The sequence below is a fragment of the Klebsiella sp. BIGb0132 genome, assembly GCF_024810075.1.
Classification (GTDB): domain Bacteria; phylum Pseudomonadota; class Gammaproteobacteria; order Enterobacterales; family Enterobacteriaceae; genus Klebsiella; species Klebsiella terrigena.
The window spans coordinates 68,594-85,510 of sequence record NZ_JANUDW010000002.1 but is presented as its reverse complement, the minus strand read 5'-3'; the positions used below and the strand labels follow the sequence as shown (position 1 = coordinate 85,510).

Here is a 16,917-nt window from a genome sequence, read left to right as displayed (position 1 = left end):
CGCTCCTTAGCGGTCTTTCGGGTCGAGGGCATCACGCAGGCCATCGCCGATAAAGTTAAAACAGAACAGCGTTACCACCAGGAACCCCGCAGGAAACATCAGCAGCCACGGCGACACTTCCATTGAGTTTGCGCCATCGCTCAGCAGCGCTCCCCAGCTGCTGAGCGGCTCCTGAGTACCCAGACCGAGGAAGCTCAGGAAGGATTCGAACAGGATCATGCTCGGCACCAGCAGCGAGGCATACACCACCACCACGCCCAGGACGTTAGGCACGATGTGACGCGTCACGATACTGAAGGTCGAGACGCCGCCGACCTGGGCCGCTTCGATAAACTCTTTGCGCTTCAGGCTCAGCGTCTGGCCGCGCACAATACGCGCCATATCCAGCCAGGAAACCATTCCGATGGCGACGAAGATCAGCAGTATGTTCTGGCCAAAAAAGGTCACCAGCAGGATAACGAAGAACATAAACGGGAAGGAGTTGAGGATCTCCAGCAGGCGCATCATGACGGAGTCGACCTTACCGCCGAGATAGCCGGAAAGCGAGCCGTAGAGCGTACCGAGGATCACAGCCACCAGCGCGGCGGCAACGCCAACCATCAGCGAGATACGCCCGCCGATAGCAACGCGCACCAGCAGGTCGCGACCGGATGAGTCGGTACCGAAGTAGTGGCTGGACGCCGTATCAGGCGCGCTGGACATCATTCCCCAGTCGGTGTCGTAGTAGGAAAACTGCGACACCATCGGCGCAATGGTCACGAACAGCGCGATAACGATCAGCACCACCAGGCTGGCCACGGCCGCGCGGTTATGCATAAAGCGGCGGCGGGCATCTTGCCACAGGCTACGCCCTTCGACTTCCAGCTTTTCACTGAAGTTCTCCAGCGCCTCGTTGTTTTTCTTACTTAACATCATGGCGAACCCCGGCCTCAATAGCGAATCTTCGGATCGATAACGGCATACAGCACATCAACAATCGCGTTAAACAGAATGGTCAGCGCGCCGACCAGAATCGTCAGGCTGAGTACCAGGGAGTAGTCGCGGTTAAGCGCGCCGTTGACGAACAGCTGGCCGATCCCCGGAAGACCGTAGATAGTCTCGATAACCATCGAGCCGGTGATAATGCCAACGAACGCCGGGCCCATATAGGAGAGGACGGGCAGCAGCGCAGGCTTCAGCGCGTGGCGCAGGATGATACGATGCATCGGCAGCCCCTTCGCCCGCGCGGTGCGGATAAAGTTAGAGTGCAGGACTTCGATCATCGAGCCGCGGGTGATACGCGCGATGCTGGCAATATAGGCGAGCGACAGCGCCACCATCGGCAGGATCATAAACTTCAGCGCCCCGCCGTTCCAGCCGCCACCGGGTAGCCAGTGCAGGGTGATGGCAAAAATCATCACCAGCAGCGGCGCAACCACGAAGCTGGGTATGACGACGCCGGTCATTGCCACCCCCATCACCGCATAATCCCATTTGGTATTTTGCTTGAGGGCCGCAATAACGCCGGCACTCACGCCAAGAACGATCGCCAGCAGGAAGGCGGCAAAGCCTAATTTGGCGGAGACCGGGAAGCTTGACGCCACCAGATCGTTCACCGAATAGTCTTTATATTTAAAAGAGGGACCGAAATCACCGTGCGCCAGCTGCTTCAGATAGTTGAAGTACTGGGTCATGATGGGGTCATTTAAATGATATTTTGCTTCAATATTCGCCAGCACTTCTGGCGGCAGCGTACGTTCGCCGGTAAAGGGACTTCCCGGCGCAAGGCGCATCATGAAGAAAGAGATAGTTATAAGAATAAACAGCGTCGGAATCGCTTCCAGACAGCGACGAAAAATAAATTTTAACATTGCCCGTACCTTCTGGCGTGTGCCTATCGTATGCGATGAATTCAGACACGGTGGGGCAAGCGATGCCTGCCCCACGTCTTGCCATTAATGTTTGATAATATACAGGTTTTTAACGTAGATATTATCTAACGGGTCTTTACCGGTATAGCCACCTACCCACGGTTTAACCAGACGGGCGTTGACGTAATAGAAGACCGGCACAATGACAGAGTCTTTATCCAGCTGCTGCTCCGACTGCGCATACAGATCTGCGCGTTTGGCGTCATCATTGGTTTGCAGCGTTTCCGCGATAATTTTATCGAACGCCGGGCTCTTATAGTGCGAGGTGTTGTTTGAGCTGTCGCTCAGCATGGTATTGAGGAATGAGGTGGGTTCGTTGTAGTCGGCACACCAGCCCGCACGCGCCACGTCAAAGGTGCCCTGATGGCGGTTATCGAGGAAGGTTTTCCATTCCTGATTTTCCAGCTTCACGTTGGCGCCGAGGTTTTTCTTCCAGATGGATGCCACGGCGATGGCCAGCTTTTTATGCAGATCGGAGGTGTTGTACAGCAGGTTAAAGGTCAGCGGTTTATCCGCGGTATATCCGGCTTCAGCCAGCAGTTTTTTCGCTTCTTCGTTACGCTTATCCTGAGTCCAGGTAAACCATTCTGGTTTAACGACCTTCATGCCATCGGTATAAGGCGGGGTGTAGCTGTATGCTGGCAGATCGCCCTGGTTCTTCACTTTATTAACGATAATGTCGCGGTCCAGCGCCATCTTCAGCGCGGTACGCACGCGGACGTCGGTAAACGGCGCTTTCTGGTTGTTAATTTCGTAGTAGTAGGTGCAGAGATACGGATCGACGTGAACTTCCTTCGGGATCTCTTTTTTCAGCTTCTGGAACAGCTCAATCGGCATATTGTTATAGGTCATGTCGATTTCGCCGCTGCGGTAGCGGTTAACGTCGGTGACTTCTGAAGAAATAGGCAGATAGGTTACCTGGTTAATAACGGTTTTCGCGTTGTCCCAGTACTGAGTATTACGCTCAAGAACGATACGTTCGTTAACGACCCAGTCCTTCAGCTTATAGGCGCCGTTGGTGACAATATTGGCCGGCTGAGTCCATTTCTCACCATATTTTTCAATAGCCGCTTTTGGCACCGGTGAAACGGACGGGTGCACCAGCAGTTTATAGAAATAAGGAACCGGCTCGCTCAGAGTAACCTGGAAGGTTTTATCATCGAGCGCTTTAACGCCCAGATCGGTGATTGGCTTTTTGCCGGCGATAATTTCATCAACGTTGGCAACGTGGCCATACTGCAGATAGCTCGCGTACGGTGAGGCGGTTTTCGGATCGGACAGGCGCTGCCAGCTATAAACGAAATCTTGTGCGGTTACCGGCGTACCGTCGGACCATTTAGCGTCTTTACGCAGATGGAAGGTCCAGACTTTAAAATCTTTATTATCCCAGGATTCGGCAACCCCAGGAATCGGGTGGCCCTGAATATCGCCAATCACTAAACCTTCAAACAGGTCGCGGTTAATGTTGGATTCAGGCACACCTTCAATTTTGTGCGGATCCAGAGATTGAACCTCTGCTCCGTTATTACGTACCAGCGATTGTGAATCCGCCAGCTGCACCCCTGCAGGTACATCTGCTGCCATAGCAACGTTCGCCGTAAATAGCGCAGAGAAAATCCCCGCTGCTACCAGATTTTTTTTGGTGATGATGGTCATTGTGTTGTTACTCCACTCATTATAATTACTGGCTATTTAACCAGCCTCTTTTTTTTCCCTTATTCGGGATTCTGTACAGTGCAGGAGTTTTTGCTGCTGTCAGACTTTACTGCTTGCTATCACCGACTTATTTATTACGACCGCTCAAACGGCAGCCTTGACGTCGATTCTTTACCCCCCTGTCCTGGGGCGGCTTTGACGCAATGAGTTATTTAATAATAATTCTCATTTACGTCTGTTATTCAGTAAGCGATAACGCCGGAAAGTACCAAAAGGCTTTCTCATCCGCCAATGCAATTTGCAAATATGTTACCGGATTCTCTTTTATCGCCCCTGTCGCGGCAGAACTCTGCCGGTTACTTCCGCGCGAGGAGCACTAAAATAGTTATTTATCATTTACATACAAAAAACATGTCGTTCCGCATGCCGCCAAAGGGTGAAAAGGCGCTTTTTTGTACGAAAATTTAACAATCGGTTATTATTTAGCACATTCATCTGCCGCTGTTATGAAATTACTAATATCATTTCAATTATCTGACGGCAAGCACCAGAGAATGATGTGAAGAAAATAACAGTGGCGGCGGTGCGGAAAAGAGAGGGAAGAAGGTGGAGTAAAAAGATAATAGATTGATATTAAAAGAAATAAAACATCATCACGGAAAGTTATTCTTCTCGTCTATATCCGCTTTATTGATATGTTTTGCTAATAATAGAGCAAGCGCGGAGCCTCAGGCCCCGCGCAACGCGGTGCTTCAGACCAGAAGGCCTGGGAAAAGCGCCTTCAGGCCGGTAACGATAAACTCAATCCCGAGGGCCATCAGCAGCAGCCCCATAATACGCGTTATCACGTTAATCCCGGTTTGCCCAAGCAGTCGAACGAGCCACGGTGCCATGCGGAAAATCCCCCAGCAGCACAGGGCAAACAGCGCAATCGCCACCGAGAAGCCAAAGAGGTGGGCAACGGTGTGGTAACGCGTTCCCCAAACAATGGTGGAGCTAATCGCCCCTGGGCCGGCCATCAGCGGTAATGCCAGCGGCACTACGCCAATGCTTTCGCGGATAGCCGTCTCTGACTTTTCCTGCTTATTCTGCTTGTCTTCCCCGAGCTTGCCGCTGATCATCGACATCGCGATGGTGACGACGAGGATCCCCCCGGCAATACGGAATGAATCGATGGAGATACCGAAGATTTGTAAAATACCGTCCCCAAGGAACAGCGAGGTCAGCAGGATAATGGCAACGGAAAGGTTCGCCGTCAGGTTGGTTTTGTTACGGATCGCCGCACTCTGGTAGCTGGTCATACTAATGAACACCGGAATGATGCCAACCGGGTTAACCAGTGCAAATAACCCGATGAAAAACTTGAAATAAGCTGAAAAATCAAACAACGGTAGAGTCACAGTGCGCTCCGCAGCATCATTAAATATGGCTGTTGACAGTGGGTGTCATAAAATATTCGCGCAGAAGATACGCTTTTTAACAGCATAATTCATCTCAAAAATGCATACCCTAATGATAAAGTGTGTATGTTATATACTTGTGTCTTTTACTCGATTTATTCATTTATTCTGCATACCTTTTCATTACACTTGATCTATGTGGTCATAAAATAGCCTGCTGAAAGGTGTCAGCTTGACATAAAATTGATCTAAATCACATAAATCGTACTCAGAAGTGAGTAATCTTGTTTACACCAAAGAGTGCAAGCCGGCAGGACCTGAAGATAAAGAAATAAAGCTTCTTTAGTAAATCGGTGAAGTCAGCAGAGCAAAATTCGATACGTTAACATTTAGATGCAAGCTATTAACCGCCTGTCTATACTGTCGAATCGAGCTACTGATTTACTAAAAAAGTTTAACATTATCAGGAGAGCATTATGGCTGTTACTAATGTCGCTGAACTTAACGCACTTGTAGAGCGCGTAAAAAAAGCCCAGCGTGAATATGCCAGTTTCACTCAAGAACAAGTTGATAAGATCTTCCGTGCAGCCGCTCTGGCCGCCGCTGACGCTCGAATCCCTCTCGCAAAAATGGCCGTTGCCGAATCCGGAATGGGCATTATCGAAGACAAAGTGATCAAAAACCACTTCGCTTCTGAATACATCTATAACGCTTATAAAGATGAAAAGACCTGCGGTATTCTCTCCGAAGACGATACCTTTGGTACCATCACCATCGCAGAGCCTATCGGTATTATTTGCGGTATCGTCCCAACGACGAACCCAACTTCTACAGCAATCTTTAAATCACTGATCAGCCTGAAAACGCGTAACGCGATCATCTTCTCTCCGCATCCGCGTGCTAAAGATGCCACCAACAAAGCGGCTGACATCGTTCTGCAGGCTGCGATTGCTGCCGGCGCACCGAAAGACCTGATCGGTTGGATCGACCAGCCTTCTGTTGAGCTCTCCAACGCCCTGATGCACCACCCAGACATTAACCTGATCCTTGCGACCGGTGGTCCGGGCATGGTTAAAGCGGCCTATAGCTCCGGTAAACCGGCTATCGGCGTAGGTGCAGGTAACACGCCGGTTGTTATTGACGAAACCGCTGACATTAAACGTGCCGTTGCGTCGGTACTGATGTCCAAAACCTTCGATAACGGCGTTATCTGTGCATCTGAACAGTCCGTTGTCGTTGTTGATTCCGTCTACGACGCCGTTCGTGAACGTTTCGCCAGCCACGGCGGCTACCTGCTGCAGGGCAAAGAGCTGAAAGCGGTTCAGGACATCATCCTGAAAAACGGCGCGCTGAACGCCGCTATCGTTGGTCAGCCGGCATACAAAATTGCCGAACTGGCAGGCTTCACCGTTCCGACCACCACCAAAATTCTGATTGGTGAAGTGACCGACGTTGATGAAAGCGAGCCGTTTGCTCACGAAAAATTGTCTCCGACCCTGGCAATGTATCGCGCCAAAAACTTCGAAGACGCCGTGAATAAAGCTGAAAAACTGGTGGCGATGGGCGGTATCGGTCATACCTCCTGCCTGTACACCGACCAGGATAACCAGCCTGCTCGCGTGGCCTTCTTCGGCCAGATGATGAAAACCGCACGTATTCTGATTAACACCCCGGCTTCTCAGGGTGGTATCGGTGACCTGTATAACTTTAAGCTTGCGCCTTCCCTGACTCTGGGTTGTGGTTCCTGGGGTGGTAACTCCATCTCTGAAAACGTTGGTCCGAAACACCTGATCAACAAGAAAACCGTTGCTAAGCGAGCTGAAAACATGTTGTGGCACAAACTTCCGAAATCTATCTACTTCCGTCGTGGCTCTCTGCCAATCGCACTGGATGAAGTGATTACTGATGGTCACAAACGCGCGCTGATCGTGACCGACCGCTTCCTGTTCAACAACGGCTATGCCGACCAGATCACCTCCGTGCTGAAGGCATCCGGCGTTGAAACCGAAGTGTTCTTTGAAGTTGAAGCTGACCCGACTCTGACCGTGGTACGTAAAGGTGCAGACCTGGCCAACTCCTTCAAGCCGGACGTCATCATCGCCCTCGGCGGTGGTTCCCCGATGGATGCGGCGAAAATCATGTGGGTGATGTACGAACATCCGGAAACCCACTTCGAAGACCTGGCGCTGCGCTTTATGGATATCCGTAAACGTATCTACAAGTTCCCGAAAATGGGCGTGAAAGCGAAAATGATCGCCGTCACTACCACTTCCGGTACCGGTTCTGAAGTGACCCCGTTTGCGGTCGTTACCGACGATGCGACCGGTCAGAAATATCCGCTGGCAGACTACGCGCTGACTCCGGATGTGGCGATTGTCGATGCTAACCTCGTCATGGATATGCCGAAGTCCCTTTGTGCCTTCGGTGGTCTGGATGCCGTTACTCACGCCCTGGAAGCCTACGTTTCCGTACTGGCATCTGAGTTCTCCGACGGCCAGGCTCTGCAGGCGCTGAAGCTGCTGAAAGAGTACCTGCCGGCGTCCTACCATGAAGGTTCTAAGAACCCGGTAGCGCGTGAACGCGTGCACAGTGCAGCGACTATTGCCGGTATCGCGTTTGCGAACGCCTTCCTCGGCGTATGTCACTCGATGGCGCACAAGCTGGGCTCTCAGTTCCATATCCCGCACGGCCTGGCGAACGCCCTGCTGATTTGTAACGTTATCCGCTACAACGCGAACGATAACCCAACCAAGCAGACCGCATTCAGCCAGTACGACCGTCCGCAGGCGCGTCGCCGCTACGCAGAAATTGCTGACCACCTGGGCCTGAGCGCACCTGGTGACCGCACTGCAGCGAAAATCGAGAAACTGCTGGCATGGCTGGAAAGCATTAAAGCTGAACTGGGTATTCCTAAGTCTATCCGTGAAGCTGGCGTGCAGGAAGCTGACTTCCTGGCCCACGTTGACAAGCTGTCTGAAGACGCATTCGATGACCAGTGCACCGGCGCTAACCCGCGCTATCCGCTGATTGCCGAACTGAAACAGATTCTGCTCGATACCTTCTACGGTAACGAGTTCAGCGAAGGCGAAGCTGCCGCGAAGAAAGAGACTGTTGCAGCACCAAAGGCCGATAAAAAAGCGAAAAAATCCGCTTAATTTACGCCGGTAATCAATACGAGGCCTCATCTTTTGATGAGGCCTTTTTTTCGCCGCTATTTTTGCCTGGGGTCGCTTCAGCGACGCACAGCAACGCTGAAGCAACAGACCGTTAAAATATACGCGGGAATTACACTGGGACGTCATCAGGCGCCTGGTGCGCGCCTGAGCGGGGTCGACGAAGGGAGATTAGCAGGAGCGCTGCTTGTTTTGCACCAGCGTTAGAGAACCTTCTTTTAAGGCCTCTTTATAATGTTTACGGCAGACCGATACGTAGCGTTCATTGCCGCCAATAACTACCTGCTCGCCCTCGTTGTACGGCCGCCCTTCCCGATCGAGGCGCAGCACCATACTCGCCTTACGGCCACAAAAACAGATCGTTTTTAATTCAACCAGTTTATCTGACCAGGCTAATAAATACTGGCTGCCGATAAACAGCTCCCCGCGAAAATCAGTACGCAGGCCGTAGCACAGCACCGGGATATCCAGCCCATCAACAACCTCGGATAGCTCATGCACCTGCTCACGGGTCAGAAACTGGCTCTCATCGACTAATACACAATGAACCGGCTGCTTTGCGTGCTCATCGCTAATCTCGGCGAATAATGAAGTCTGCGGGTTAAACAGCCGGGCCGGCGATGAGAGTCCAATTCTTGAACTGACCTTACCGGAACCAAAGCGGTCATCAATCTCAGCCGTATAAACTAAGGCACGCATGCCTCGTTCCTGATAATTGTATGAGGACTGCAGTAGCGCAGTCGACTTACCTGCATTCATTGCAGAATAGTAAAAATAAAGTTGTGCCATCGGCTGCATAACCCCAATCAATGTGTTTAATCGCGGCGGGATTGTAGCATATTTTCTGCCGCTGTCGGCCCCTTCAGGGATGGGCGAGAGGTGTATGTTGCGCCAGCCAGCTTCTGAAAGATTAAGCCTCTTAATACAATCAGGCCGTCGGTTATTTGCCCTCACCGCGGGGTGCAACCGGCTGGAGCAGTTGTCCTTTCGTGCGAATCGGTGCATTTTGCAGGCGGTTATAACGGATTTTGTTCAGCGTTTTATATTAAACATCACTGTAACTAATGCGCTAATACTGAAGGGGGATATTTATCCCTGCAAAGTATAATTTTACTCGCTGGCCGCTGGGAAAAGCATACTATCTCAGGGTTTTAGCTTGCGGCGCCGGTTAAGCTATAAGCGAGAAAGATGTGAACTGGCACGAAAAATTTAACTTAAATTAATTAATTACCGGGACAAATAACAGGTAATTTTGAATTCCTTACATTCTACCCTATTGCACATCTGATTATATCGCTCTATTATTAGTTCAACAAACCACCCCACAATATAAGTTTGAGATTACTACAATGAGCGAAGCACTTAAAATTTTGAACAACATCCGTACTCTTCGTGCGCAGGCGAGAGAATGCACCCTTGAAACGCTAGAAGAAATGCTGGAAAAATTAGAAGTTGTCGTTAACGAACGTCGCGAAGAAGAAAGCGCTGCGGCTGCAGAAATTGAAGAGCGTACTCGTAAACTGCAACAATACCGTGAAATGCTGATCGCTGATGGTATTGACCCGAATGAACTGCTGAGCACCATGGCTGCAGTTAAAGCGGGCACCAAAGCCAAACGCGCAGCACGTCCGGCGAAATATAGCTACGTTGATGAAAACGGCGAAACCAAAACCTGGACTGGTCAGGGCCGCACCCCGGCAGTGATCAAAAAAGCGATGGATGAGCAGGGCAAATCTCTGGACGATTTCCTGCTGTAATAAATCGTCAGATTTGAAAAATCCCGCTTCGGCGGGATTTTTTTTATCTTAACTTACGGCGATAAAAAAGCCGGGGAACAATACCTGCACCCCGGCTCTGATATCTAAAGATAACGATTACTTAGCGATTGCTTTTTCCAGCCAGTCTTTAAATTCTGCGCCGAGCGTTTTATGGCGCACGCCATATTCAACGAAAGCCTGCATGTAACCGAGTTTATTACCACAGTCATGGCTCTTACCCTTCATATGGTAGGCTTCAACCGTTTCCTTCTCGATCAGCATATCGATGGCATCAGTCAGCTGGATTTCATCGCCTGCGCCCGGAGGAGTTTTAGCCAGCAGCGGCCAAATATCCGCGCTCAGCACGTAACGACCAACGACGGCCAGATTGGAAGGTGCAACGTCGGCTTTCGGCTTTTCCACCACGCCAACCATCGGCACGCTTTCACCCGGCTGCAGGGACTGTCCCTTGCAATCAACAACGCCATAGGCGGTGACGTCAGCCACGGGCTCAACCATAATCTGGCTGGATCCGGTTTCGTCGAAACGAGCCATCATTTCCGCCAGGTTATCGCGGCTCAGGTCGGATTCAAATTCATCCAGAATAACGTCCGGCAGAATAACCGCGACCGGCTCATCGCCTACCACCGGATGCGCGCACAGCACGGCATGGCCAAGACCTTTAGCGAGGCCCTGACGAACCTGCATAATGGTGACGTGTGGCGGGCAAATAGATTGGACTTCTTCAAGAAGCTGACGTTTTACACGTTTTTCCAGCATAGCTTCCAGTTCAAAACTGGTATCGAAATGGTTTTCGATAGAATTTTTGGAAGAGTGCGTGACCAGAACAATTTCAGTAATCCCGGCCGCAATACATTCGTTAACAACATACTGAATTAAAGGCTTATCTACCAGTGGCAGCATTTCTTTCGGAATAGCCTTGGTAGCGGGCAGCATCCTGGTGCCTAATCCCGCAACCGGGATAACAGCTTTTCTTACTTTAGAATTAACGGCAGCCATTGAAATCTCCTGGACTGTATGTTTTTTAAACTAGTCATAATAATAACGCACCCAGTATATCAGCCCATCCAGGTAAGCCTGGTCTGAAAGGTGCGGATTCTCTCGAATTAGGACTTATACGTATAAAACCCATCGATAGTATCACTGTCAAAGAGAGTGCGGTAATCCTACCAGCGTGAAAATAAACTTATCTGTTCATTCCGCAGACAACATCAGGCGTAAACGGCCGCCAGCCCCCCAAATTTGGCACTGCCACGAGGAGCAGCGCTGGCTAATTTGGTTGAGATAAGCATTACCTAATGTGCCAAGCGGTACACCATTACTAATCTGTATTTGATGTTCTCCGGTATTGAGCGTGCCGTTTAACCCCGCCGATACCAAAATCAAATTTTTCAACCCGCTGTGGTAATAACCCACCAGCAGCGGAAATTGCCCCGGCAAATTCGCCTGACGAAGCAGCTGGTTGACCTGCTTTAACAGCCCGGTCATTTCCGGCAGGCGCTGGCCTTGATGAGCAAGCTGTTCCTGAAGTAGACCGTTAAACAGCGCGCGCAGCAGCAGCGCCGCGAGAACGCCATTATCACCTGCTCGTGTGACATCCAGACAGTAAAATGCCAAATCATTTTCTGATAATGGCGCAATATCGAGAACCAGGCCTGGCCTGTCAGCGGTGACCAGCTGGCGATAGTGGATGCGGCAGTGCGATATTTCCTGCTGCACCGGAGGCTGTAGCTCCTGCAGCAGCCTGGACGCGGCGCTCGGGTCGCTGACCAGCGCATCCCAGTCCTCAAACAGCCGCTCCTCCTCTTCCACACGCGAGCTGAACATATGGGGATAGAGGCAAGCGTAAACCGTTTCACGCAGGCGGTTAAAATCTTTTACCGGCTTAAGCAGAACATCCTGCACGCCAAGGCGCAGCGCCTTAGCAATATCCGCCATATTTTCCGTCGCTGAAATCATCAAAATCGGCATCTGCTCGCCCTGGTTACGCAGATACTCAACCAGCTGGAGCCCATTCATGCGCGGCATCGAGATATCGCAGATCATCAGGTCGGGCTTTGACTCGGCCATTTTTTGTAGTGCCTCAACGCCATCCTCAGCCTGCACGGTCGTAGCGCCTAGCGAGGTTAACCAGGAGTGCAAAAGAGTGCGGAAAACGGGCTCGTCTTCAACGATCAGAATTTGTTTCCCCGCCAATGGCTGCGTCATGATCTCTCCTCTGGCTGACGATAATTAAATATTGGCATGCAATTCACACTATCGCCTGTCAGAATTTACTGAAGTCTAAGTCAAGGGCGTCACGCCGAGGCGCGCACCAAAGGTAATAGTTCATCCATCTTTTTCTCCACCGCCTGGTGACCGGCAGCAATCGCCTCACCGGCGCGATGAAAATCAAGCGTAGATATTTGTGGGCAAAAGGGCTGTAGCAGAATATCCGGTGGGTCACCCGCCATACGGTTACGCTTCAGGCGATTTTCCAGCACCTGAATAGAGGTGGACATAATCTCCATTGCCGTAGGCGTAGCGGTGGTCGTCTGCCGGGAGGTCATTCCCGTCAGTCGCGCGCGCAGGCGCGAATGCCAGGAAAAATCTTTTTCATCTTCAGCTCGCGGCTTCTCAATAGACCATAAATCCTGCTGCATCAGATGCGCATCGTGCTGAAGATCGACGGCGATGACGATGTCGGCCCCCAGCGCGCGCGTCAAAGAGACCGGGACGGGATTGACGACGGCGCCGTCTACCAGCCAGTAGCCATTGTGCATAACGGGCGACATCAGGCCGGGCATGCTGCAGGAGGCGCGTACCGCCAGATGCAAATCGCCTTCGGTAAACCACAGTTCGCGGCCGGTGCTCAGATTGGTCGCCACCGCCGCAAACCGGCGATCGCAGCGTTCAATTTCGGCGGTAGGCAGGACTAGTCGAAATTGATTGAATACCCGCTCCCCGCGCAGCAGGCCGCCGCGACGCCAGGAGAGATCCATTAACCGCAGCACGTCCCAGTTGCTAAACGAACATACCCATCTTTCCAGTACCGGAAGACGGTTGCAGGCGTAGGCCGCGCCAACCAGCGATCCGATAGAGCATCCTGCAACAACGTCAATTTCAATACCTGCCCGCTGTAGCGCTTTAATCACACCAATATGCGACCACCCTCGGGCAGCTCCCGCCCCTAAGGCCAGACCAATCTTAAGCTTTCTCATTATTACCGATACACATCCTTCCACCGCGAACATGGCATCATCGCCACAGCTCAGTTAACATAAAACACTTTGGCGTCGATGCGCCGTCATTCTTTTTCCATGGAGGCCGCTTTGTCGCCATTATGTCCCTGTGGCAGCGCTCTGCAGTATAGCGCATGTTGCCAGCGTTATCTGGACGGCGCGCTGCCAGCGCCAGGCCCGTCACAGCTGATGCGATCCCGCTACAGCGCGTTTGTGATGAAAGATGCCGATTATCTGATTAAAACCTGGCACCCCTCTTGCCAGGCGCAGCAGTTCCGCGCGGATCTGGAGAGCGGTTTTGCCAAAACGCACTGGCTGGGCCTGAGCGTCTTTGCCGCCGATGAGGGGCGAAATCCCGATGAAGGATTCGTCAGCTTTATTGCGCGATTTAACGACGATAACCGTTCCGGCGTAATTATTGAACGTTCCAGATTCTTAAAAGAAAATGGACAGTGGTACTATATCGACGGCACGCGACCGCTGGTTGGTCGTAACGACCCCTGCCCTTGTGGCTCAGGTAAAAAATTTAAAAAATGCTGCGGCCAATAAACCGGCATCAGCAATAGCAAACACTACAGGATTTCCCCCGCGATGCATTCATTACAACGTAAAGTACTACGCACTATTTGCCCTGATCAGAAAGGACTCATCGCGCGTATCACCAACATTTGCTACAAGCACGAGCTGAACATCGTGCAAAACAACGAGTTTGTCGATCACCGAACCGGCCGCTTCTTTATGCGCACCGAGCTGGAAGGTATTTTCAATGATGCCATTCTGCTGGCCGATTTGGATAGCGCTCTGCCGGAGGGTTCGATTCGCGAGCTGACGCCTGCGGGTCGTCGTCGCGTGGTCATTCTGGTCACCAAAGAAGCGCACTGCCTCGGCGATCTGCTGATGAAAGCTAACTACGGCGGCCTGGATGTGGAGATTGCCGCGGTTATCGGTAACCACGAGACGCTGCGTACGCTGGTTGAACGTTTTGATATTCCGTTCCAGCTGGTCAGCCATGAAGGCCTGACGCGTGAAGAGCACGATAAGCAGATGGGCGATGCTATCGAAGCGTTAGCGCCGGACTATGTGGTGCTGGCGAAATATATGCGCGTGCTGACGCCAGAGTTTGTTTCCCGCTTCCCGAACCAGATTATCAATATCCACCACTCATTCCTGCCAGCCTTTATTGGCGCACGTCCGTATCATCAGGCCTACGAGCGCGGTGTAAAAATCATCGGCGCCACCGCGCACTATGTGAACGATAATTTGGATGAAGGCCCGATCATTATGCAGGACGTGATTCATGTCGATCACACCTACACCGCGGAAGATATGATGCGCGCCGGCCGTGATGTTGAGAAGAACGTGCTGAGTCGCGCTCTGTATCAGGTGCTGGCGCAGCGCGTGTTCGTTTACGGCAACCGAACGATTATTCTTTAATCGATAGATAAATTAGCTGGTTAGCTTTGCGTCTTTGCGCGCAAAAAGCAGGCAACCAGTTTATTTTTATCAACGGAATGCTTTACAGGGGCGCGTCATTTGGTATGATGCGCCCCGCTTCCCCAGAAGGAAGCAGGCCAGTATTAGCATTACCCCGTGGTGGGGTTCCCGAGCGGCCAAAGGGAGCAGACTGTAAATCTGCCGTCATCGACTTCGAAGGTTCGAATCCTTCCCCCACCACCATTATTCACCACAGCAATGTGGTAACCCCGATGAGCCTTAGCGAGGTTTGCACTTGTCGGGAAGGGTGAGGAACAATCCTTCTCTACCCCATTATTCGCGCAGTTGAATAGCTACAATTTGATTTTACCCCTGGTGGGGTTCCCGAGCGGCCAAAGGGAGCAGACTGTAAATCTGCCGTCATCGACTTCGAAGGTTCGAATCCTTCCCCCACCACCATCACTTCCTGATATCTCATCACTCCCAAACAAACGCCAGCGTTACACATTCTGCCCATGCGGGAAGGATGAGAAGCTTCGACTAAGGTTCGACTCGAGCGTCAGCGAGAGAACGTTGCCGCAGGCAACGGCCCGAAGGGTGAGCAGCATAGCTGCGAATAATCCTTCCCCCACCACCATCACCTCCCAATAGCTCATCACTCCCAAACAAACGCCAGCGTTACACATTCTGCCCATGCGGGAAGGATGAGAAGCTTCGACTAAGGTTCGACTCGAGCGTCAGCGAGAGAACGTTGCCGCAGGCAACGGCCCGAAGGGTGAGGAGCGAAGCGACGAATAATCCTACCCCCACCACCATCACTTCCCAGATATCTCGTCACTCCCAAACAAGCATCAGCATTGCACATTCGGCCTGTCCAGGAGAGCGCTACATCGGCGGCAGACGGCGCGCCACCGGCGAGCTTTTTACTATCGAGGTGTTGCACTGGGCGTGTTCTGCCAGGCCATCCAGCAGGGTATCAAGCTGCGCAATATCGCGCACCACCAGGCGCATGACGAAGCAATCTTCCCCCGTGACCTTGTCACATTCGATGCATTCCGGCATCGCCTGAATGTATTTATCCACTTTCTGCAGCAGCCCCGGCAAAGGTCTGACGCGCACCAGCGCCTGCAGGCTATAGCCCAGCGCGGCCAGATTAATCCGGGCACCATATCCCTGAATCACCCCGCGCTCTTCCAGACGCTTCACCCGCTCGGCGGTACTGGGCGAGGTCAGCCCTACCCGCCCGCTCAGCACCTTTAACGATATACGCGCATCTTCCGTCAGACAGGCCAGAATGGCGCGATCGATGTTATCAATTAAGTGTTCCACTCTTTTTACCTGCTAAATAAAAGCGATATCAGGTTTTCACCTTAGATCATGCATATCAACCTGTCATCTGATTAACGACAATAGCGATACGCAAACGGAGGTAGAAAAAATGAAACATACGGTGACGGGCGTCTGGCAAATGAGCCTGGCGATGATAATTTCGGGTTCGATTGGCGCGTTCGTTTTACTCTCCGGTTTGCCGGTTATCGACGTTGTCTTCTGGCGCTGCCTTATTGGCGCGCTGACCTTAGCGGGCTTCATCACTCTCAGCCGACAGCCGTTCAGCCAGCTCACGCGGCTCACGCTGCTGCTGGCAATTATCGGAGGCGTCGCCCTGGTCATTAACTGGCTGCTGCTTTTTGCAGCTTACGCCCGAATTTCTATTGGCATGGCCACCGTTGTTTATAACACCCAGCCGTTTATGCTGGTATTGATGGGCATACTGGCAGGTGAGCGGGTTGCGCTAATTAAATGGGGCTGGCTGGCGCTGGCCTTTTCCGGCGTGGTGGTCCTGCTCTCCAGCGAGCTGATGCAGGCGCACGGCGGCCAACTGGCGGCGGGCATTGCGCTGGCTCTTGGCGCCGCTTTTTTCTACGCGCTAACGGCGATGATCGCCCGCAAGCTACGCCCGCTCCCGCCCCAGCATATTGCCTTTATTCAGGTCATCGTCGGGACAATTATGCTGCTGCCGCTGGTTCACGTCCCCGATTTTAGCGCTGCGTTCCCCTGGCGATACCTGCTGATTCTCGGCGTTGTGCATACCGGCATCATGTACCAGCTGCTCTACAGCGCGATCCAGAAGCTGCCTACGCCAGCGATCGGCTCACTCTCCTTTATCTATCCAATTGTGGCGATCGTGGTCGACTATTTGGTCTTCGACCATGCGCTGGCACCGGTGCAGCTGGCCGGAGGCGCGCTGATCCTGCTGGCGGCAGCGGGAAACAATCTGGGCTGGGGAGATGGGCTGGCGCTGAGCAATAAAAAACCCCGCCGAAGCGGGGTTTGATACAACCGAT

General features: G+C 52.1%; 14 protein-coding genes, 2 tRNA genes and 2 other RNA genes. 9 read left to right on the top strand and 9 right to left on the bottom strand.

What is annotated here, in order from left to right:
- Nucleotides 1-6: 6 nt before the first annotated feature.
- The 4 genes from oppC to M2416_RS07210 all read right to left on the bottom strand — a co-directional run bounded on the left by oppC (nucleotide 7) and on the right by M2416_RS07210 (nucleotide 4,966).
- The gene (oppC, locus tag M2416_RS07225; RefSeq protein ID WP_076947653.1) at nucleotides 7-915 is read right to left on the bottom strand and encodes an oligopeptide ABC transporter permease OppC; all 909 of its coding nucleotides are present in this window, start codon (nucleotides 913-915) and stop codon (nucleotides 7-9) included.
- 14 nt (nucleotides 916-929) lie between these two features.
- Entirely contained in the window at nucleotides 930-1,850 is a 921-nt protein-coding gene (gene oppB, locus M2416_RS07220) for an oligopeptide ABC transporter permease OppB (protein ID WP_076947654.1), read from the bottom strand.
- 84 nt (nucleotides 1,851-1,934) lie between these two features.
- Nucleotides 1,935-3,566 (bottom strand): oligopeptide ABC transporter substrate-binding protein OppA, encoded by a 1,632-nt coding sequence (oppA, locus tag M2416_RS07215; RefSeq protein ID WP_076947655.1) that lies wholly within the window; start codon nucleotides 3,564-3,566, stop codon nucleotides 1,935-1,937.
- A gap of 752 nt (nucleotides 3,567-4,318) precedes the next feature.
- Nucleotides 4,319-4,966 carry a YchE family NAAT transporter gene (locus M2416_RS07210; RefSeq protein WP_076947656.1) on the bottom strand — a complete coding sequence of 216 codons (648 nt, stop codon included), beginning with the start codon at nucleotides 4,964-4,966 and terminating at the stop codon, nucleotides 4,319-4,321.
- 476 nt (nucleotides 4,967-5,442) lie between these two features.
- On the opposite strand from M2416_RS07210, the gene adhE reads away from it, so the two are divergent.
- Nucleotides 5,443-8,121: a bifunctional acetaldehyde-CoA/alcohol dehydrogenase gene (gene adhE / locus M2416_RS07205; protein ID WP_041146072.1), complete on the top strand. Its 2,679-nt coding sequence runs from the start codon at nucleotides 5,443-5,445 to the stop codon at nucleotides 8,119-8,121.
- Nucleotides 8,122-8,310: 189 nt separating this feature from the next.
- On the opposite strand, the gene tdk is transcribed toward adhE, so the two are convergent.
- Nucleotides 8,311-8,928, bottom strand: coding sequence for a thymidine kinase (gene tdk / locus M2416_RS07200; RefSeq protein WP_041147671.1), 618 nt, complete (start codon nucleotides 8,926-8,928; stop codon nucleotides 8,311-8,313).
- A 560-nt stretch (nucleotides 8,929-9,488) separates the two neighbouring features.
- Between tdk and hns the strand changes: the two genes are divergently transcribed.
- Entirely contained in the window at nucleotides 9,489-9,896 is a 408-nt protein-coding gene (gene hns, locus M2416_RS07195) for a histone-like nucleoid-structuring protein H-NS (protein ID WP_041146073.1), read from the top strand.
- Nucleotides 9,897-10,013: 117 nt separating this feature from the next.
- Here hns and galU read toward each other — a convergent pair whose 3' ends face one another.
- From galU to rssA, 3 genes are all read right to left on the bottom strand, one after another.
- Complete coding sequence (gene galU / locus M2416_RS07190; protein WP_259222955.1) at nucleotides 10,014-10,916, bottom strand: UTP--glucose-1-phosphate uridylyltransferase GalU; 903 nt, start codon at nucleotides 10,914-10,916, stop codon at nucleotides 10,014-10,016.
- Nucleotides 10,917-11,111: 195 nt separating this feature from the next.
- Nucleotides 11,112-12,125, bottom strand: coding sequence for a two-component system response regulator RssB (gene rssB, locus M2416_RS07185; RefSeq protein ID WP_041146075.1), 1,014 nt, complete (start codon nucleotides 12,123-12,125; stop codon nucleotides 11,112-11,114).
- An 89-nt stretch (nucleotides 12,126-12,214) separates the two neighbouring features.
- Nucleotides 12,215-13,117, bottom strand: a complete 903-nt coding sequence (gene rssA / locus M2416_RS07180) for a patatin-like phospholipase RssA (protein ID WP_076947658.1) — start codon at nucleotides 13,115-13,117, stop codon at nucleotides 12,215-12,217.
- Between the two features lie 111 nt (nucleotides 13,118-13,228).
- Between rssA and M2416_RS07175 the strand changes: the two genes are divergently transcribed.
- From M2416_RS07175 to M2416_RS07150, 6 genes are all read left to right on the top strand, one after another.
- Nucleotides 13,229-13,687: a YchJ family protein gene (locus M2416_RS07175; RefSeq protein WP_143716341.1), complete on the top strand. Its 459-nt coding sequence runs from the start codon at nucleotides 13,229-13,231 to the stop codon at nucleotides 13,685-13,687.
- A gap of 42 nt (nucleotides 13,688-13,729) precedes the next feature.
- Nucleotides 13,730-14,572: a formyltetrahydrofolate deformylase gene (gene purU, locus M2416_RS07170; protein WP_041146078.1), complete on the top strand. Its 843-nt coding sequence runs from the start codon at nucleotides 13,730-13,732 to the stop codon at nucleotides 14,570-14,572.
- A 158-nt stretch (nucleotides 14,573-14,730) separates the two neighbouring features.
- Nucleotides 14,731-14,815, top strand: a tRNA-Tyr gene (locus M2416_RS07165).
- A gap of 131 nt (nucleotides 14,816-14,946) precedes the next feature.
- Nucleotides 14,947-15,031 (top strand) — tRNA-Tyr (locus M2416_RS07160).
- Between the two features lie 46 nt (nucleotides 15,032-15,077).
- Nucleotides 15,078-15,209: non-coding RNA, RtT sRNA (locus M2416_RS07155), on the top strand.
- 46 nt (nucleotides 15,210-15,255) lie between these two features.
- A non-coding RNA gene (locus tag M2416_RS07150) (RtT sRNA) lies at nucleotides 15,256-15,387 on the top strand.
- A gap of 70 nt (nucleotides 15,388-15,457) precedes the next feature.
- On the opposite strand, the gene M2416_RS07145 is transcribed toward M2416_RS07150, so the two are convergent.
- Complete coding sequence (locus M2416_RS07145) at nucleotides 15,458-15,901, bottom strand: Lrp/AsnC family transcriptional regulator (protein ID WP_259222950.1); 444 nt, start codon at nucleotides 15,899-15,901, stop codon at nucleotides 15,458-15,460.
- A 109-nt stretch (nucleotides 15,902-16,010) separates the two neighbouring features.
- Between M2416_RS07145 and M2416_RS07140 the strand changes: the two genes are divergently transcribed.
- On the top strand, nucleotides 16,011-16,907 hold the full coding sequence (locus tag M2416_RS07140; RefSeq protein ID WP_076947660.1) for a DMT family transporter: 897 nt from the start codon (nucleotides 16,011-16,013) through the stop codon (nucleotides 16,905-16,907).
- Nucleotides 16,908-16,917 lie beyond the last annotated feature (10 nt).